This window comes from Massilia sp. NBRC 108631 (assembly GCF_059704565.1).
Genome location: NZ_BAAKJE010000107.1, coordinates 1 through 19,160, shown reverse-complemented (window position 1 = coordinate 19,160; position 19,160 = coordinate 1). Strand labels below are relative to the sequence as shown.

At 65.8% G+C, this 19,160-nt stretch carries 12 protein-coding genes and 1 tRNA gene; 6 read left to right on the top strand and 7 right to left on the bottom strand.

From position 1 onward, the window contains the following. Position 1: 1 nt before the first annotated feature. Both AC6H42_RS12560 and AC6H42_RS12555 read left to right on the top strand, forming a co-directional pair. Complete coding sequence (locus AC6H42_RS12560) at positions 2-2,383, top strand: beta-galactosidase (RefSeq protein ID WP_497548179.1); 2,382 nt, start codon at positions 2-4, stop codon at positions 2,381-2,383. Between the two features lie 8 nt (positions 2,384-2,391). Next, entirely contained in the window at positions 2,392-3,678 is a 1,287-nt protein-coding gene (locus tag AC6H42_RS12555) for a DUF2264 domain-containing protein (RefSeq protein ID WP_057158540.1), read from the top strand. Positions 3,679-3,696: 18 nt separating this feature from the next. On the opposite strand, the gene AC6H42_RS12550 is transcribed toward AC6H42_RS12555, so the two are convergent. Continuing rightward, complete coding sequence (locus tag AC6H42_RS12550; protein ID WP_497548178.1) at positions 3,697-4,755, bottom strand: hypothetical protein; 1,059 nt, start codon at positions 4,753-4,755, stop codon at positions 3,697-3,699. A gap of 64 nt (positions 4,756-4,819) precedes the next feature. Beyond that, a complete protein-coding gene (locus AC6H42_RS12545; protein WP_497548177.1) occupies positions 4,820-6,049 on the bottom strand; it encodes a sugar MFS transporter in 1,230 nt (409 codons plus the stop codon). A gap of 246 nt (positions 6,050-6,295) precedes the next feature. On the opposite strand from AC6H42_RS12545, the gene AC6H42_RS12540 reads away from it, so the two are divergent. Continuing rightward, positions 6,296-6,976, top strand: coding sequence for a hypothetical protein (locus AC6H42_RS12540; protein ID WP_057158542.1), 681 nt, complete (start codon positions 6,296-6,298; stop codon positions 6,974-6,976). A gap of 5 nt (positions 6,977-6,981) precedes the next feature. On the opposite strand, the gene AC6H42_RS12535 is transcribed toward AC6H42_RS12540, so the two are convergent. Continuing rightward, positions 6,982-9,207, bottom strand: a complete 2,226-nt coding sequence (locus AC6H42_RS12535; RefSeq protein WP_497548176.1) for a tetratricopeptide repeat protein — start codon at positions 9,205-9,207, stop codon at positions 6,982-6,984. Positions 9,208-9,348: 141 nt separating this feature from the next. Further along, positions 9,349-9,942: a TetR/AcrR family transcriptional regulator gene (locus tag AC6H42_RS12530; protein WP_497548175.1), complete on the bottom strand. Its 594-nt coding sequence runs from the start codon at positions 9,940-9,942 to the stop codon at positions 9,349-9,351. 126 nt (positions 9,943-10,068) lie between these two features. Here AC6H42_RS12530 and AC6H42_RS12525 point away from each other — a divergent pair, with 126 nt between their 5' ends. Together AC6H42_RS12525 and AC6H42_RS12520 are read left to right on the top strand one after the other, a co-directional pair. Continuing rightward, a complete protein-coding gene (locus tag AC6H42_RS12525) occupies positions 10,069-12,273 on the top strand; it encodes a TonB-dependent receptor (RefSeq protein WP_497548174.1) in 2,205 nt (734 codons plus the stop codon). A 9-nt stretch (positions 12,274-12,282) separates the two neighbouring features. Next, the gene (locus tag AC6H42_RS12520; RefSeq protein WP_497548173.1) at positions 12,283-13,605 is read left to right on the top strand and encodes a M14 family zinc carboxypeptidase; all 1,323 of its coding nucleotides are present in this window, start codon (positions 12,283-12,285) and stop codon (positions 13,603-13,605) included. 265 nt (positions 13,606-13,870) lie between these two features. Here the strand turns inward: AC6H42_RS12520 and AC6H42_RS12515 are convergent. Further along, positions 13,871-13,946: transfer RNA gene (locus tag AC6H42_RS12515), tRNA-Arg, on the bottom strand. A 207-nt stretch (positions 13,947-14,153) separates the two neighbouring features. On the opposite strand from AC6H42_RS12515, the gene AC6H42_RS12510 reads away from it, so the two are divergent. Next, complete coding sequence (locus AC6H42_RS12510; protein ID WP_057158547.1) at positions 14,154-14,714, top strand: c-type cytochrome; 561 nt, start codon at positions 14,154-14,156, stop codon at positions 14,712-14,714. An 89-nt stretch (positions 14,715-14,803) separates the two neighbouring features. Here AC6H42_RS12510 and AC6H42_RS12505 read toward each other — a convergent pair whose 3' ends face one another. Together AC6H42_RS12505 and AC6H42_RS12500 are read right to left on the bottom strand one after the other, a co-directional pair. Further along, a complete protein-coding gene (locus tag AC6H42_RS12505) occupies positions 14,804-16,861 on the bottom strand; it encodes a M13 family metallopeptidase (protein ID WP_497548172.1) in 2,058 nt (685 codons plus the stop codon). Positions 16,862-16,986: 125 nt separating this feature from the next. Continuing rightward, positions 16,987-19,023 carry a M13 family metallopeptidase gene (locus AC6H42_RS12500; RefSeq protein ID WP_200954125.1) on the bottom strand — a complete coding sequence of 679 codons (2,037 nt, stop codon included), beginning with the start codon at positions 19,021-19,023 and terminating at the stop codon, positions 16,987-16,989. Positions 19,024-19,160 lie beyond the last annotated feature (137 nt).

The window sequence follows — 19,160 nt, the reverse complement described above, 5'->3', positions numbered from 1 at the left end:
GATGACGACCAAGTTCTCTCGCCGCCGGCACCTGCAAGGTGCGGCGGTTGCAGCAGCCAGCGCGCTGCTGCCTTTTTCTGCCGGCGCACAGGTCCCCGCCTCCGGGCCTGCCGCGCGCTTCGCCATCGGCCAGGACGACTTCCTGCTCGACGGCAAACCGGTCCAGATCCGCTGCGGCGAAATGCATTTCGCCCGCGTGCCGCGCGAATACTGGAAGCACCGCCTGCAGGCCATCAAGGCCATGGGCTTGAACACGGTGTGCGCCTACCTGTTCTGGAACTATCACGAATGGCGCGAAGGACAATACGACTGGCGCGGCCAGCGCGACGCGGCCGAGTTCTGCCGCCTGGCGCAGCAGGCCGGGCTGTGGGTGATCCTGCGACCCGGTCCGTACGCCTGCGCCGAATGGGAAATGGGCGGCCTGCCGTGGTGGCTGCTGAAGCAGCCCGGTGACGCCTTCCTGCGCACCCGCGACGAGGCCTACGTGCAGCCGGCGCGGCGCTGGCTGCGCGAAGTCGGCCGCGTGCTGGCGCCGATGCAGGCGACGCAGGGCGGCCCCATCCTGATGGTGCAGGTGGAGAATGAATACGGTTTCTTCGGCGAAGACCTGGACTATATGCGCGCGATGCGCCAGGCCCTGCTGGAGGCGCGCTTCGACGTGCCGCTGTTCCAGTGCAACCCCACCAACGCGGTGGTGAAATCGCACATCCCCGAGCTGTTCTCGGTGGCCAACTTCGGCAGCGATCCGGCCACCGGCTTCAAGGAACTGGCCAAGGTGCAGCGCGGCCCGCTGATGTGCGGCGAGTACTATTCCGGCTGGTTCGACACCTGGGGCGCGCCGCACCGGCGCGGCTCGGCCGACAAGGCGGTGGCCGACATCCAGGCCATGCTGAAGGCCAACGGCTCCTTCAGCCTGTACATGGCGCACGGCGGCACCACCTTCGGCCTGTGGGGCGGCTGCGACCGCCCCTTCCGCCCCGACACCACCAGCTACGACTACGACGCGCCCATCGGCGAGGCGGGCTGGACCGGCGACAAGTTCAAGGCCTACCGCGACGGCATCGCGCCACTGCTGCCGGCCGGCGAAACGCTGCCGGACGCGCCCGCGCGCATGCCGGTCATCACCATCCCGCCGTTCGCCTTGCAGGAGACGGCCGCCGTGATGGCCAACCTGCCGCCGCGCACCATCGGCGACGTGTCGCCCAAGCCGATCGAGCAGTACGACATCAGCCGCGGCCTGGTGGCCTACCGCGTGACGCTGCCGGCCGGCCCGGCCGGCACGCTGGCGGCGGCCAAGGTGCGCGACCTGGCCTGGATGTACGTCGACGGCAAGCAGGTGGGCACCATGGACACGCGCCACCGCCGCTTCAAGGTGGCGCTGGCCGCGCGCAGCAAGCCGGTCACGGTCGACATCCTGCTGTACACCATCGCGCGCGTGAACTTCGGCGTGGAGATCCACGACCGCAAGGGCTTGCACGGCCCGGTCACCTTCACGCCCAAGGACGGCGCAGGGCCGCCGCAGGCGGTGGAGAACTGGACCATCCGCGCCATCGATTTCGACGCCGACGGCGCGTTGCCGCCGCTGCAATGGAAACGCGGCCGCGCGCAAGGCCCGGCGTTCTGGCGCGGCAGCTTCGACGCGACGCAGAGCGGCGACACCTTCCTCGACATGGCCGGCTGGGGCCAGGGCATCGTGTGGATCAACGGCCGCTGCCTGGGCCGCTACTGGAGCATCGGCCCGACGCAGACCATGTACCTGCCCGGCCCGTGGATCAAGCGCGGCCGCAACGAAGTGGTGGTGCTGGACCTGACCGGCCCGCGCAGCGCGCGCATCGCCGGCCTGGCCATGCCGGTGCTGGACCGGCTGCGCCCCGAACTCGACCTGGCGCGTCCGCCCAGCACCGCCAGGCTGCAGCTGGACGGCGTGGTGCCGGTGCACGCGGCCGAATTCGCGCCCGGCCCGGCCACCCAGGACGTGATGTTCGCCGCGCCCGCCAGCGGCCGCCAGTTCTGCCTGGAGTCGCTGAACGCCTTCGACGGCAAGCGCTACGCGGCGGTGGCCGAAATCGCCCTGCTGGACCAGGCCGGCAAGCCGCTCAACCAGTCCAGCTGGACCATCGCCTACGCCAGCAGCGAGGAAGCGCGCAAGGAAGACGGTTCGGCGCTGAACGCCATCAACGGCCAGAACACCGACTACTGGCACACCGCCTACAGCGGCGCGGCCGCCAGCCTGCCGCATCCGCACCGTATCATTATCGACCTGGGCAAGGCGGTGGAAGTGGCAGGCCTGCGCTACGTGCCGCGCCAGGGCACGGCCGAGGTGACCGGCCGCATCAAGCAATACCGTATCTATATCGGCGACCAGCTCGTCACGGGCAACTAGGAGAACACATGCAACGACGCAATTTCATGCGCACGCTGGCGGCCGGCACGGCTGGTTCGGCGATGAGCGGACTGATCACCGCCAGCGGCACGCTGGCCGCAGGCAGCGCGGCCGCCGCCACGGCAGCGGCCGCGGGCGGCGACCGCGCCTACCTGCTCGGCCTGCTGCAAAAAATGTCCGACCCGGTGCTGTCGGCTATGTCGCAGGGCCAGCTGCACAAAAAATTCGCGCTCGAGCTGAGTCCCACCTGGGACGGCCGCGACTCCAAGGTGGCCTACCTGGAGTGCTTCGGCCGCCTGATCGCCGGCGTGGCGCCGTGGCTGGCCCTGCCCGCCGACGGTACGCAGGAAGGCCGCTACCGCCAGCGCATGCAGCAAATGGCGCTGCAAAGCTACGTCCACTCGGTGGACCCGGCCAGCCCGGACTGCCTGCTGTGGAAAGGCCCCGGCCAGACGCTGGTCGATTCGGCCTACTACACCAACGCCCTGATGCGCGCGCCCAAGACCTTGTGGGAACCGCTCGACAGCACCACCAAGCAGCGCATCATCGCCGCCATCAAGGGCCTGCGCCGGATCGAGCCGCCCTACATCAACTGGATGCTGTTCGCCGCCATGAACGAAGCGTGGCTGATGTCCATCGGCGAGGAATACGACCCGATGCGCATGAACGTGGCCATCCGCAAGATCAACGAGTGGTACGTGGGCGACGGCTGGATCAAGGATGGCGAAGCGTTCCACTTCGACTACTACAATTCCTACGTGATGTACCCGATGCTGGTGGAAATCCTGGACGTGCTGGCCAAGTTCAAGGGCCCGTTCTGGAACGGCAAGCCGGAGGAACTGCAGGCGCAGGCCGTCAAGCGCATGCAGCGCTACAGCGAGCACCTGGAGCGCTTCATCGCCACCGACGGCAGCTACCCGCCCATCGGCCGCTCGCTGACCTACCGCACCGCCGCCTTCCAGCCGCTGGCCCTGCTGGCCTGGCGCAAGCAATTGCCGCCCTCGCTGCCGGAAGGCCAGGTGCGCGCCGCGCTGCACGCGGTGCACAAGGCGGTGTGGACCGCGCCAAGCAACTTCACCAAGGACGGCTACCTGACCATCGGCTTCGTCGGCCACCAGCCCGAGCTGGGCGACTGGTATTCCAACAACGGCAGCATGTACATCGCTTCCGCCACCTTGCTGCCGCTGGGCCTGCCAGAAAGCGACAGCTACTGGACCGCGCCGGCGCTGGACTGGACGCAGAAAAAAGCCTTCTCCGGGCGCAAGTTCCCCAAGGATTATCACGTCAGCTATTGAAGGCGCGCCTGTTACTGCCTAGTACTGCTCCTTGTTGATGACGAAGTACATGCGGAAGGCGGTGTCCAGCACGGTCTTGGCGGTGCCGGCCGCTTCGTCCGCAGGCATGCGCAGCTGGTGCGCATAATGCTGCGCCAGCGCGCGCTCGGCCGGCGCGTACTGGGCCCGGATGGCTGCGGCGTGCTTCTTGTTCTTCTTGCCCTGCTGCGACCAGGCCAGCAGGTTTTCGTCCACTTCTTCGCGCGTGTTGTAGGGGGTGTCCGCCACCCAGGGGCGCAGGGCGGCGTTGGCCCAGGCCTGCTGCACGGCGGCGCGCACACGGGCGGTAGGCTGCCAGAAGCTTTCGCCCTTGCCGCTGCCCAGGGTCCGGTCCAGCAGCGCCGCCAGTTTCCGCACCGGCGGCGGCAACAGCTGCACCGCGTGCTTCACTTGCGGACGGAACTGGATTTCGCACGCCAGTTTCGGCGTGCCCCCGGCCGGCACGAACACCTTCCAGTTGCCCGAGAAGCCGCCCGGTTCGGCGATGTACATCATCCACAGCGCGCTGTCGCCCTTTTTCCTGAACACGAACGGCGCGCGCCAGCCGTCGCTGAACGGCTTGCCCAGCCTGGCATTGCGTTCTTCCAGGCCCGTGCCCAGGTAATCCTTGGCGGTCAGGTACTGGTCCACCACACGCACCCTGTGCATGTCGCCCTGCCAGCCGAGCGGCACTTCCTCCACCACCAGCCGCTTGCCGTTGACGGCGTCGGTCTGCCAGTAGATGCTGCGCGGCTTATATTCGGGGAGGGGCACTTGCGTGAAAACGTCGGTGTCAAACTCCAGCACGTCGCCGTGGGCGAGGCTGGTGCTCTTGGGGCCGAGCACCAGGTCGCTGGGAAAATCGTCCGGGATGGCGTACGGGTGGGTCCACGGCACGACGCTGGCCGACTTGTGGCTCAGCGTGGCCAGCCACAAGGCAGCCTTGCACTCGGCCACCTGTTTTCCATTCGTCAGCCGGGGCCAGTCCTGCGCCTGGGCCGGGGCCGCAGCCATACACAAGGCCAGTCCGGCCGCGCAATACAGTTTATCCAGATTCATGGCATTCCATTTGAGTCGATCGCGCGGCAACCGGCCGCGCGATTAACTATTTTACAATGGAATTTTAGGTAGCTGTGTCCGGGAAAGCATTAGTCGTGCGCGCGCCCCACAGCGCGTAGAACAGCACGTACAGTTCGCACGCGGCGGTCAGCAGGAAGGACATCTGCAGGCCGTAGATGTCGGCCAGCCAGCCCTGCACCACCACCAGCGCGCCGCCGGCAATGGCCATGATCAGCAGGCCGGCGCCTTCCTCGGTCAGCGGACCCAGGCCCTTGATGCCGAGCGTGAAAATGGTGGGGAACATGATGGAATGGAACAGGCCGACGGAGATCAGCGCCCACATGGCGGCCGGGCCGCTGCTGAAGGTGGCCACCAGCATGACGATGCAGGCGCCCACGCTGGCCGCCGCCAGCACGTGCTCGGCGGCGATCGAGCGCATCAGCACGCTGCCCACGAAGCGGCCCACCATCATGCCGCCCCACAGCAGGAACAGGTAGTGCGAGGCGCGCTCGTGGCTGACGTTGCCGATGTCCGGCTGCGACACGAAATTGATGAACAGGTTGGCCACGCCGATTTCGGCAATCAGGTAGATGAAGATGGCCGGGATGCCGAACACCAGGTTGCGGTGGCGCCACAGCGAATGCGAAGCACGCTCGGCTTTCGACACGCGGCTGTTGGCGGCGCCCATCTCCGGCAGCGGGAAGCGCGCGATGATGACCGCCAGCACGATCAGCACGCCGGCCACGATCAGGTAAGGCAGCTGCACCGCCTGCGCGTCGGCCAGGCGCTCGGCCTGGGTCAGCACATGGCCGGCGTCCGCCGTGCCGGAATTGGAGCGGCCCAGGATCAGGTAGCCGCCGAACAACGGCGCGAACATGGTGCCCAGCGAATTGAAGGCCTGCACCAGGTTCAGGCGCGCGGACGCGGTCTGCGGCGTGCCGACCACGGCCACGTAGGGGTTGGCGGCCACCTGCAGCAAGGTGATGCCGCAGGCGATGACGAACAGCGCCACCAGGGTGACGATGTAGGACGGCAGGCGCGCGGCCGGAATCATCAGCAGCGCGCCCAGCGCCATGATGGACAAGCCCACCACCAGCGATTTCTTGTAGCCGATGCGCTCGATCAGGCGCGCCGAAGGGATAGACGCGACGAAGTAGGCGATGAACCAGACCGATTCGATCAGCGTGGTCTGCGTGTAGTTCAATTCGAACACGCTGCGCAGATGGGGCAGCAGCGTATTGTTGATGACGGTGATGAAACCCCAGGTGAAGAACAGGCTGGCCAGCAGCGACATGGCCGACTTGTAACTGGCCGTTGCGGGCGCTTGCCCTTTGGAAGAATTACTGACAGAAACAATAGGCGCAGCCACGGAACGTCCCCTGAAAATCTTATTTTGGAGCCTTCCATGCTAGAGCTTTACGCGATCCAATACCAATAACTAAATTGCAGGAATCTATACCGATTTCGGTATCACGCCTACCGTGCGCGCATTATCTATTTTGCAATTATAGAATGATGCTTTTCTTCAATGGAGATCGCGATGAGGCACTTGATCAGGCGCACAGCCGGCGCCGCAACCTGCCTGCTGGCGGTACACGCCGCCGCCCAGGCCGACGATGCGCTGTGGGCACGCTCCCAGGCGCTGCTGGTGAAAAACAAGGGCCTGATCGCGCAGAACATCGCGACCAAGGTGGACACGGGCGGCGAGCCGGCCATCGGCGAGGGTAGATATGAAACCGTGCTGCAGCGCTTCGACATCACCGGCCGGCCGGTGCGCGCCGCGAAAGACGAGGCGACCGACAACAGCAGCGACTACAAGGCATCGAAACTGGACATGGCGCTGGCCAACCACTTCGCCAACAACCCGGAACACCTGTTCGAGAACGCGTCCGACGTCACGCGCCTGGCGGACCAGCAAGTGGACGGCCAGACTCTCGCCGTGTTCGACGTGCGCGCCCAGCATGTGCTGAAGCGCACCCTGCCCGTCAGCATGCGGGTCTGGGTCAAACCGGACAGCGGCGCGCCGGTGAAGGCGGACGGCATGCTGGAGGTGCCGGCGCCGTTCGGTCCGCGCGCGCCATTCAAGGTCCGCTATACGTCCGATGCGTCGGGGAAGGCCCTGCCGGCGCAGGTCTGGCTGGAGTACGACTACGTGATCATGGGCAAACGCAACCACATCAAGTTCGATCAGACCCTAAGCAACTGGAAACAGCGGCCCTGAGCCGCTCAGTTTTCCCCGTCCGGCAGCGCGGCAGCCCCGGCCAGCCTGGCCAGATCAGCGGCCACCGCATCCATCACGGGCTCCCATGCGCCGCGCTGCGGCTGGCGGTACAGGACCGCGCTCGGATACCACGGACTGGCGGCGCCCTGCTCCAGCCAGCGCCATTCGAACGGCGTCTGCAGCAATATCCAGACCGGTTTGCCCAGCGCTCCCGCCAGATGGGCCACGCTGGTATCGACCGTGACCACCACGTCCATCAACTGGCACAGGGCGGCGGTGTCGCTGAAGTCCTGCAGCAGGCCGGCCAGCTGCCGTACCGGCGCCGCATCCAGCAGCGCCTGCTCGGCAGGCTTGACGTCCTTCTGCAGGCTGATGAATTCGCACGGCGCCGCGAACAGCCGGGCGAACACCGCCAGCGGCACGCTGCGGTTGAGGTCGTTCGGGTTGGCCGGGTGGCCGCTCCACACCACGCCGACGCGCGGCCGGGCCTTCGGGCCGAGCAGCGCCTGCCATTGCGCCACCCTGGCCGGATCGCTTGCCAGGTAGGGCGTTGCCGCCGGAACCGTGTCGAGCCGGGTGCCGAACGCCAGCGGCAAGCTCATCAGCGGGATGTGATAGTCGAACGGCGGCAGCGCCTCGCCCTTGACGACGACGCGGCTGACGCCCGCCAGGGTGCCCAGCAAGGCGGCCAGCGGCCGCTTCGCTTCCAGGATGACGGTGGCGCCGCGCCCGGCCACCAGCGCCGCGTAGCGGCAGAATTGCAGGGCGTCGCCCAGCCCCTGTTCGGCATGCAGCAGGATGGTCTTGCCCGCCAGCGCTTCGCTGCCGGTCCAGGCCGGCTGAGGGAAGTCGCGCTTGCCCTTGTACACGCCCAGCGTTTCAGCCTTCCAGCGCCACTCGTAGCCGCGCCAGCCTTGTTCATAGTCGCCGCGCCGCAAATGGACCAGCGCGCGGTTCCAGTGCGCCAGCGCGCACTGCGGATCGAGCGCGATGGCGCGTTCATAGTGCTGCATCGCCAGGCCGGCCTGGCCCACCTGGTCCAGCAGGCTGCCCAGGTTGGTGTAGGCGCCCGGATGGTGCGGCGCCAGCTGCACCGCTGTCTGGTAGCATTGCTGCGCCTCCGCGTAGCGCAGGCTGGCACGCAGGATGGCGCCACGGGTTACATGGTAGTCGGCACTCTCCGGCGCCAGCGCCAGCGCGCGGTCGATGCTCTCCAGCGCCTGCTCGCGCCGGGCCGCCGCGTTGAGCATGCGCGCATGCAGCTGCCACAGGCCGGCGTCGGACTGGTCCAGTTCCAGCGCGGCGGCGAACAGGCGCGCCGCCGATTCCGGCCGGCCCTGCTGCTGTAACTGCGCGCCCAGCTGGCGATAGGCAGCCACGCGTTCACGCCGCAGCGCTGCCGCGCCCGCACTGTCGTGCTGCGCTTCCTCGTTGCGGTTCAGTCCGCGCAGCGCTTGCGCGCGCAGGCTGTAGGCTTGCGCCAGGCCGGGATCCAAGCCGACCGCCCGGCTGCTGCACTGCAGCGCCTGCTCGAAATCCAGGCGGGACAGGCACAGGCGTGCCAAGTTGCACAGCGCGTCCACGTAGTCCGGCGCCAGCTCCAGCGCGCGCCGGCAGCATGCTTCGGCCTCGTCCACCTGCCCCATCGCCAGCAGAATGGCGGCGCCGCTGTTGTAAGCCTCGGGATTGCCGGGATTGACGGCCAACGCCTGCTCCACGCTGTGCAGCGCGGGCTCCAGCTGCTGCAGTTGCCTGAGCACGCCTGCGCGGTTGGTCCAGGCCTGGTCGTCGGCCGGATTGAGCGCCAGCGCCTGGTCGTAGCTGTGCAGTGCTTCCTCGTTGCGCTGCAGGGCCTGCAAGGCCACGCCACGGTTGTAACAGGTATCGGCGTCGCCGCCGGTCAGTTCGAGCGCGCGGCCGTAGCTGCGCAGCGCGTCTTCCAGGTGCTGCATCTCGCGCAGCGCGTTGCCCAGGTTGCTGTGCGCGCCGGCGTGGCCCGGATCGACGGCCAGCGCAGAGCGGATAAAACCGGCGGCGAGTTCGTAATTTCCGGTCTGGAACGCCACGATACCCACGTGGTGCAGCGCCTCGAAGTGCCGGGGCGCCAGTTTGAGCACTTGCTCGTAGGTCTGCATGGCTTGGGCGAACTCACCCTGGCTGTGAAACTGCAGGCCTTGCGCGAACAGGGACTCGGCTTGCAGGGTGATGGATGGGTGACTCGGTGTGGCCATTGTCCTTGGGAGCTATGTTTGCCGGGGCCAGTTAGCATACCATTGCCTGCCCGCCCCGTGCAGCATCGGATGGATGCTGGAGTCCGCGCGCTGACACCCTTGCCGAGCAAGGGCGCGCGCCGTTACCGGCCCGGAGGAAGTTCAGCCTTTGTTGGAAACGACTGCGTTCAGAATCAGTGCCAGCGCCTTGAGATGCTCTTTGGCCGGGCGCGCGCCGCCCATCGCATGCGTGAGGATCACACCGGACAAATACGCGTCGATGGCCGTTGCCGCGCCATGCAAATCGATGTCCGGACAGGTGGCTCCCTGCTTGCGCAAGTTCTTCAAGCCTTCGTAGAACTGGTTGTAGCGATCCTTTGCCGCATTTTCCAGCTTCGCCTTGAGGCCCGCGCTGGTGGAACTGGCCAGTATCAATTCGAGCTCGATACGACTCGCCATCCGAAACTCGGTTGAAGTCAGCATTCCCACGTGCCGCTCCAGCACCGCCACCAGCGCCTCGGCGCTGTCGAACTGCAGCCGCACCAGCCCTGCCGCGCTGAACTGATCGACCACCGCCCCGAGAATCTCGTCCTTGCTTTCGAAATGCACATACAAAGCGCCCCGGCTGATCGCCGCCGCTTCGCAGATGTCGCTCAATGTCGTGTTCAGCACCCCCACGCGTGACAGGCAGGCAATCGTCGCCTCGACGATTTCGGCGCGCTTTTGCAGCATGTATTCAGGAGGGCGGCGTGGCATGCGCGCATCTTGTCACACCAGCATGCAGCCGTCAACGCGGCTCCATTTCTTGACTCCCAAAAAAAGACCTGTTAGTCTTTTTTAAAACAGACCAACCGGTCTTTTTATAAAAACCAGGAGACCAGCATGCTCACCCGCCCCATCCCCGGCCTTTGCCTGCATTCGACGGCAGCGGCCCTGCTCTGTAGTTTCGCCGGCCAGCCGGCGGCACTCGCACAGGAGGCCAAGATCCAGGTTGTCGAAGTATCGGGCAAGCGCCCGCAAGGGCTGCGCGATCTCGCCGGCACCGTCACCGCCGTCAGCGGTGGCCAGCTCGAACAGCTGAGCGCCACGGGATTCGAGGACTATTTGAAGCTGACGCCTGGCGTCCAGTTGAGCAAAGGCGAACCGGATGCCGCCGTACTGTCGATCCGCGGCATCAATACCTTCACCGCCCCCACCAATGGGGTCACCCAGGGAACGGTGGGAGTCTATGTGGACGATGTGCCGTTCACCGATCCATTTGGCCGCCTCGGCCTGCCCGATCTGGCGCCCTTCGACATGGAGCGCGTCGAAGTCATGCGCGGTCCGCAAGGCGTTCTTTATGGTTCATCCTCGCTTGGCGGCGCTTTGCGCTACGTGCCGGCCAAGCCGGATTTCAGCGGCACCAGCGCCACGGCCATGGCCACCGTCGGCTCAGGCGACGGCGCCCTGGCGCGCCAGGGCTGGGTCAGCGCGAACTGGGCGGCTCCCGACGGCGCCACTGCGCTCAGGATCGGAGGCTTCGTGCGCAAGGATGGCGGCACGATCGACAACCCCATCGCAAGCAGCAGCAACGATCTGAAACAGCAGGCGCTGCGCGTCGGATGGTCCGCCAAACTGGGCGATACATTCAAGGCAACCCTGCTGGGCATGCAGCAGCGCACCGATGTCGCGGATGCCGGCTATAGCACTCTGCACAACGCGAGGCTGAAAACGAACACCCCGACGGCATCGCCGCGCACCAGCAAAAACGCCATGCTCAATCTGGTACTGGAATACGGCTTGGGAAACTACCTTGTCACCTCGTCCACTGCCACGCTGGAAAAGCGGTACGACGCCCGCAACGATGTCACGCAGCGCTTCGGCCCCGTGCTTGCCTCCCAGGCGCCCTACATGCAGTTTGCGCAGTCCTATCGATCGCGCGCCAACTCGCAGGAACTGCGGATCGCCAGCCGTGAAGCCGGTCCGGTCAGCGTTGTCGCCGGCGCCTTCTATCAGCAGTTCCGCATCGCGCTGGACGGCGGCGTGCATGCACCGGGCGCGCGCCAGTTGGCCGAGCGTGTTTACGGCGCAGGCGTCGGCGGGCTGTTTTCCACCGCCGCGCCGGACCGGATTTACCGCGAAGTGGACCAAGCGCGCGCCACCGAAGCTGCAGTTTTCGCGGAAGCGGAAACCACGCTGGGCGAGAAATTCAGCGCCGGCATCGGCGCCCGTTTCTACCGCACCTCGATGCGCTCCGCCATCAACGCCACCGGCCTGCTGGCCGGCACGCCGGACGACCCGCGCAACGACAGCACTTCCGACAGCGGATATACGCCGCGCCTCAGCTTGAAATACCGGCATGCCGCCAACCTGATGCTCTATGGGTCGATGGCCGACGGCTACCGCTTCGGCGGCAACAACATCATTGCGGCCGACCCGGTCTTTCCAACGCCCGCAAGCTTCCGCAGCGACAAGCTGCGCACGTGGGAGGCAGGCCTGCGTTACGGCTCGCCATCCGCCACCCAGTTCGACCTGGCCGTGTTCCGCTCAGACTGGCGCGATGTGCAGGTCGTGCTGGTGCGCCCGACCGACCGCTTCCCTTATGTGACCAATATCGGCCGCGCCCGCGTCGACGGTGTCGAAGCGCTGCTGGCGTGGCGGCCGCTCGCCGGCCTGATGGTCCGTCCCAGCTACACCTATACCAAGGCGCACACGCTGGGCGATCTGGACACGGGGCGCGCCGCGCCGTTCGAACGATGGATCCGCAATGGCACGCCGCTGCCGGCCACGCCACGCCAACAGGCGGCGACGGAACTCAGCTACCGTTTCGACGGACCCGCCGGGGCGCGCGCCACAGCAGGCGTCGTCCACAGCTACGTCGGCCGTTCCTATAACGACCTTGAGCGCAGTGTGCAAATCGGCGGCTACAAGCAGGTCGATCTGAGCCTGCGCCTGGCCTGGCCGCTGGCAGAGCTGACCCTGTTCGTGCATAACGCGGGCGACACCATGGGCGTGGTATCCGCCGTGGGCGGCCCCCTCTCGGGCTACACCAACTACTACCTGACGAAACCGCGCTCCGCGGGCGTTTCGCTGCGTACCGATTTCTGACGGGTCATTATGGTCTCGCACATCATTTCATCGATCCCCGACTATCGCGCCCTGCCAACAGTACGCCAGATGCAGGCCCGGACCCGCGCGCTGGCGGCGCTGCAGGATCCCAACGTGCAGGTGCGCCAAATCGGCACCAGCCGCGAAGGGCAGCCGATTGAGCTGATCTCGATCGGCAGCGCCCGACGCAGCGCGCTGGTGGTGGGCACGCCGCACCCGAACGAAGCCATCGGCTGCCTCACGACCGAATACCTGATTGACCGCCTGCGCCACGACGAGCGGCTGCGCAAGGACCTCGGCTACACATGGCACTTCATCCGTTCGATCGAACCGGACGGCTTGCGGCGCAACGAGGCATGGCTGGACACACCGCACGATGTCGGCGCCTATCTGCGCGGCTTTTTCCGGCCGGCCTTGCAGGAGCAGGCCGAGTACAGTTTTCCCCTGGCCGTCGACGATGTGCATTTCGAACGCTCGACGCCGGAAAACCACGCCTGGCAGGAGGCCATTGCGCTGACACGGCCTGATTTGATGGTCTCGCTGCACAACGCCGAGCATGGCGGCGCGTTTCATATCCTGTCCCATCCCCACCATGAACTGGCAGCGCAGCTCACGCGCGAAGCGGCCGACTTCGATATTCCGCTCGACACGCTGGGCGAGCTTGGTGCCGGCCTGACCGCGCTGTCTCCCGGCGTCTTCCAGACCTTCGACGTCGCGGCGATGCTGCGGAGCGTGCCGGCCGAGCGCCGCGCCGCCATATGGACAGGCGGCCAGTCGAGCTTCGGATACACCGCGCCGGGCGGCACGTTCTGCCTCACTGTGGAGGTGCCGCATTGGCGCGAAGCGCCGGTCCCGGCAAACGCAGACAGGCGCTCCGATCTGGCAGAGGCGCTTGAGCCGGCAACCGGTTGGTTCCGAACGACACTGGCGCTGCTGGAGCGTTACCTGCCGATGGTCGAACCGCGGACAGGTCCGAACAGCGAAGCGGGACGCTATCTGGAGGCGCTGCGCGAAGCGCGCACCATGGCGCAGCGCCAACTAGGCTTCCTCGCCGCACCGCCGCCACTCGCCATGTCGCACACGGAAGCGATGGCGCAGCGGCGGGCAATGCGGCTGTTTACCTTAAGGCCGGTCGCGATGATGGCCCGGCTGGCCTCCATGGTGAGCGCGCCGGCCGCCATGGCCTCCGCCTCAGGCATCCTGGAGTCGGCGCTTGCCGACAGGTCATTTACCTCAGGATTGGTGCCGGTGCCTTTGCGGACTTCCGTCGGCCTGCAGGTCCGCGCCACGCTCACCACAGCCGCAGCAGTGGCGCACCGGGTACCTGGCTAAGCTCACGCGGGCGCCAAGGCGGAGCGCACCGATAGCGACACCGCCCAGTGGCACACTGCAAACAGCTTGCGGCTTTGGCCGCCAAGCGGCTGGTGGACTTGTTTCGCCGGCCGAGGGCGCTGGACAGGCACAGCAGGAATTTCGATTGACCCAAGATATGGCCAAGTCATCACAACATTAACGGTTTTTAACGCAGAGTGTAACCCTGGTGTAGTCCCGGCAAAAAAGATGGCGGCGGGAAAATCACCTAAGTCATTGATTTTTATGGTGCGGCTGGCGGGGATCGAACCCACAACCCTTGGCTTCGGAGGCCAATACTCTATCCATTGAGCTACAGCCGCGTAGAGGGAACTTCGGAGGTGACAGAAGGATACCGGGTTTCGTCTTGTGCGTCCATGAAAAGTGTCGCTTTTGCACCGTTCTGCATCCACAGGCAATCTTTTGAGACTATAATCGCCCGTTTGGCGAGCAAATGCGCTTCTTCACCTGCATGCAAAACCGATAACGTAACGCCGACGCAAGTTTCGAAATTTGTTATTAAGGAAATCATGAGCGACGCACACAACCACGAATCCGCCATCAGAACGCCCAAGCAGCTCGCAGCAGCAGTGATCGGCTTCTTCCTCATCACCGTGCTGGGCATCGCCCTGCTGGTGCAATTCGTTACCGCCACCAAGCTGACCGGCGCCGGCACCGAAAGCCAGTCCGCCGAGGCCATCAGCTCGCGCTTGCAGCCGGTGGCCGATGTGGGCTTCACGCTGAAGGACGCCAACGCGCCCAAGGTACTGCAATCGGGCGAAGCCATCTACACCTCGACCTGCGCGGCTTGCCATGGCGCCGGCGTGGCAGGCGCCCCGAAAGTGGGCGACAACGGCGCCTGGGGCGCCCGCCTGGCCCAGGGCTACGACACGATCATGAAACACGCTATCGAAGGCCTGCGCGCCATGCCCGCCAAGGGCGGCAACCCGGATCTGGACGACGTCGAAGTGGCACGCGCGGTGGTGTTCATGGCCAACAAATCGGGCGGCTCGCTGAAGGAACCGGCAGTACCGGCGGCGGCGCCTGCTGCTGCCCCGGCAGCGGCGCCGGCGGAGGCGCCCAAGGGCTGAGGCTGAGGTCCGGCGGGTGATGCGTAGCTAGCCCGCCCTACGCAATAAAAAAAACCGCTCAGTTTGAACTGAGCGGTTTTTTTACGTCCTTACCAGATGATGACGCGCTCTTTCGGAGCCAGGTACATCTTGTCGCCCTGCTTGACCTTGAAGGCGTCGTAGAAGCCCGGCTGGTTGCGCATGGTGCCGTTGGCGCGGAACTGGCCCGGCGAATGCGGGTCGGTCTTGATGCGGCTGATCATTTCAGGATCGCGCATCTTGCTGCGCCACACCTGCGCAAAACCCATGAAGAAGCGCTGGTCGCCCGTCAGGCCGTCGATCACCGGCGCCGGCTTGCCCTTCAGCGACAGCTTGTAGGCCTTGTAGGCGATCGCCACACCCGAATTGTCGGCGATGTTCTCGCCCAGGGTCAGCTCGCCGTTCACGTGGTAGCCGGGCAGCGGGCTGAAGGCGCTGTATTGCGCCACCAGGGCCTTGGTCTTGGCTTCGAAGTTCTTGTGGTCGGCCGCGCTCCACCAGTCGCGCAGGTTGCCGTCGCCGTCGTACTGGGCGCCCTGGTCGTCGAATCCATGGCTGATCTCGTGGCCGATGACCGCGCCGATGCCGCCGTAGTTGACGGCGTCGTCCGCGCTGGCGTCAAAGAACGGCGGCTGCAGGATGGCGGCCGGGAACACGATCTCGTTCATTTCCGGGTTGTAGTAGGCGTTTACGGTCTGCGGCGTCATGCCCCATTCGTCGCGGTCGATCGGCTTGCCCAGCTTGTTGATTTCCTTGTTGTAGTCGGCCTGGCGCGAACGCTGCACGTTGCCCACCAGGTCGTCGCGCGTGACCACCAGCGCGGAGTAGTCGCGCCATTTGTTCGGGTAGCCGATCTTGGTGGTGAACTTGGCCAGCTTGGCTTGCGCCTGCTTCTTGGTGGCCGGGCTCATCCAGTCCAGCTTGTCGATGCTTTGCTTGTACGACACCAGCAGGTTCTTCACCAGCGCTTCCATGCGCGCCTTGCGCTCGGCCGGGAAGTGTTGCTCGACGTAGACTTTGCCCACCGCCTCGCCCAGCGCGCCTTCGACCGCCACCACGCCGCGCTTCCAGCGCGGACGCTGTTCCTTGGCGCCGCTCAGCACGGTGCCGTAGAAGGCGAAGTTTTCATCGACAAAGGCCTTCGACAGGTAGGCCGCGTTGGCGCGCACCGCGTGCCACTGGAAGTAGGCTTTCCAGGTGTCCAGCGGGGTGGCCGCCAGCAGGTCGTTGAAGCCCTTCAGGTAGCTCGGCTGGCTGACGATGACATAGTTCACCTTGCCGGTGATTTTCAGCGCGTCCAGATAGGCGTTCCAGTCGTAGCCCGGGGTCAGTTCGCCCAGCTTGGCGATCTCGACCTTGTTGTAGGCTTTGACCGGGTCGCGCAGTTCGACTTTGCTCCACTGGATCTTGGCCAGTTCGGTTTCCAGCGCGACGATGGCCCTGGCCTTGGCGGCGCCGTCCTGGTCGCCCGCCAGGGTCAGCATCCTGGCGATGTGCAGCTCATACTTGGCCAGCGTGTCGGCCAGCTTGGCGTCGTCCTTTTTCAGGTAGTAGTCGCGGTCCGGCAGGCCCAGGCCGCTTTGCACGAAGTCGACCACGTACTTGGTGGAGTCCTTGTTGTCCTGGTGGATGCCCAGGTCGATCGGCGCGGCTGCGCCGGTCTGGTTGTTGCGGGCGATCAGCGCGGGCAACTGCTTCTTGTCGCTCAGCGCGGCGATGCGGGCCAGTTCAGCGCTCAGCGGCGCGGCGCCCAGCTGTTCCAGTTTGGCTTCGTCCATGTAGCTGGCGTAGAAGGCGCCGATGCGCTGCTCGTCCGCGCCGGCGTTCTGCTTGGCGGCCGCGTTCTCGATGATGGCGCGCAACTGCGGCTGGATGTCGTCGTGCAGCTTGGCGAAGCTGCCCCAGTTGGACTTGTCGGCCGGGATCTCGGTCGTGGCCAGCCACTTGCCGCTCAGGTGGGTGAAGAAGTCGTCCTGCGCGCGCACGGACGGGTCGATATATTCAACGGCGATGCCGGACGTCAGCTTGCCCCCGGTGGGGCTCTTGGCGGCGCCGGCAGCGCCGGCGTGGCCGGCCGCAGCGGTGGCCAACAGGGCCAGGGTCAAGGTACTCAACAGATGTCGTTTCACGGGCTACTTCCCTCTCATTGTTTGTCTGGTTATGTTCCGGCTCGTGGCCGGTTTTTCACTCTAGCACAGCGCCGCGGCGCTGATAACAAAAAGGCCACATGCAGTGGCCTTTTTGTCGTTTCACATTACCAGATAATCACGCGCTGTTCAGGCGCCAGATACATCGGATCGCCTGCCTTCACGCCGAAGGCGTCGTAGAAGCCGGGCTGGTTCTTCATGGTGCCGTTGGCGCGGAACTGGCCCGGCGAGTGCGGGTCGGTCTTGACCTGCTTGATCTGCGCCTCTTCGCGCATCTTGCTGCGCCATACCTGGCCGAAGCCCATGTAGAAGCGCTGCTCGCCGGTCAGCTGGTCGATCACCGGCGCCGGCTTGCCGCCCAGCGACAGCTTGTAGGCCTTGTAGGCCACCGCCACGCCGGAATTGTCGGCAATGTTCTCGCCCAGGGTCAGCGCGCCGTTGACGTAGTAGCCCGGCAGCGGGCTGTAGCCGTCGTACTGCTTGGTCAGCGCGTCGGCCTTGGCCTTGAAGTTGGCGCGGTCGGCGGCGCTCCACCAGTCGCGCAGGTTGCCGTCGCCGTCGGACTGGCTGCCCTTGTCGTCGAAGCCGTGGCTGATCTCGTGGCCGATGACGGCGCCGATGCCGCCGTAGTTCACCGCGTCGTCGGCGCGCGCGTCGAAGAACGGCGGCTGCAGGATGGCGGCCGGGAACACGATCTCGTTGGTGGTGGAACGGTAGTAGGCGTTCACGGTCTGCGGCGTCATGCCCCATTCCTCGCGGTCCACCGGCGCGCCCAGCTTGGCCAGGTTGCGCTTGTAGCCGAACTCGGCGGCGCGGCGCATATTGCCGGCCAGGTCGCCGGCCACGATGGTCAGCGCGCTGTAGTCGCGCCACTTGTTCGGGTAGCCGATCTTGGTGGTGAACTTGGCCAGCTTGGCTTGCGCTTCGCGCTTGGTTTCCGGGCTCATCCAGTCCAGGGTGTCGATGCTGTCCTTATAGGCCACCATCAGGTTCTTCACCAGCGCTTCCATGCGCGCCTTGCGCTCGGCCGGGAAGTACTGCGCCACGTACAGCTTGCCCAAGCCTTCGCCGATGGCGCCTTCCACCACCCGCACGCCGCTCTTCCAGCGCGGCTCCTGCACCGTCACGCCGTTGATGACGCCGCTGTAGAAGGCGAAGTCGGCGTCGGCGAAGGCCTTGTTCAGGTAAGGCGAAGCGTCGCGCAGCAGCTGCCACTCGAAGTAGGCTTTCCAGGTGTCGAGCGCGGTTGCTTCGGCGATCTTTGCGAAGCCGGCCAGGTAGCTCGGCTGGTTGACGATGATGGTGTCGGTCTTGGTGGCGATGCCGGCCTTGCCCATGGCGTCCTGCCAGTCATAGCCCGGGGCCAGCTCGGCCAGCTTGGCGATCTCGGTCTTGTTGTAGCGCTTGACAGGGTCGCGGTTGTCCACCTTGGTCCACTGCACTTCGGCCAGCGCGGTTTCCAGCGCCATGATGGCTTTCGCGTCGGCGGCGGCGTTCTTGTGGCCGGCCATGGTCAGCGTGTGCTCGATGTGGGCCACATATTTGTCGCGCACGGCGGCCAGCTTGGCGTCGTCCTTCTTCAGGTAGTAGTCGCGGTCCGGCAGGCCCAGGCCGCTTTGCGCGATGCTGGCGGCGTGCTGGGTAGAGTTGCGCGCGTCCTGGCTGATGTAGACGCCGTACGGCACCGATACGCCGAGGCGGGTCAGGTGGGCGATCATGCCCGGCAGGGCTTTCTTGTCCTTCAGGCCGCGAATGGCGCTCAGCTCACCGGCCAGCGGCTTGGTGCCGAGCTTTTCCAGCGCCGCCTCGTTCATGTAGCTGGTGTACAGGTCGGCGATCTTCTGCGCCTCGGTGCCCTGTTTGTGCTTGGTCTTCTGGGTGTCTTCGATCAGGCCGCGCAGTTGCGGCAGCGTGTCGTCGCGCAGCTTGGCGAACGATCCCCAGCTGGCCTTGTCGTCCGGGATCTTGGTGGCTTTCAGCCAGCCGCCGTTCAGGTGGGTGAAAAAGTCGTCCTGGGCGCGCACGCTGGCATCGATGTACTGGGTGTCGATGCCGGAAATCGGCGCGGCCGCCGGCGCGGGGTGGTCACCCTCATGCGCGATTGCTTGGGTTGCCATCAGGCCGATGACCAGGGTGCTCAGCATAGTACGTTTCAACTGCTCTCTCCTTGTTAGATGTGGTTCCCAGCGGACGGCTTGCAGCTCTTGGTCTGGCTGATGCGCACCTGGTTCCAGCCGCCATTCTAAGCGGGGTGGACGCCGGCGGGCCGCGCCGGCGGGCG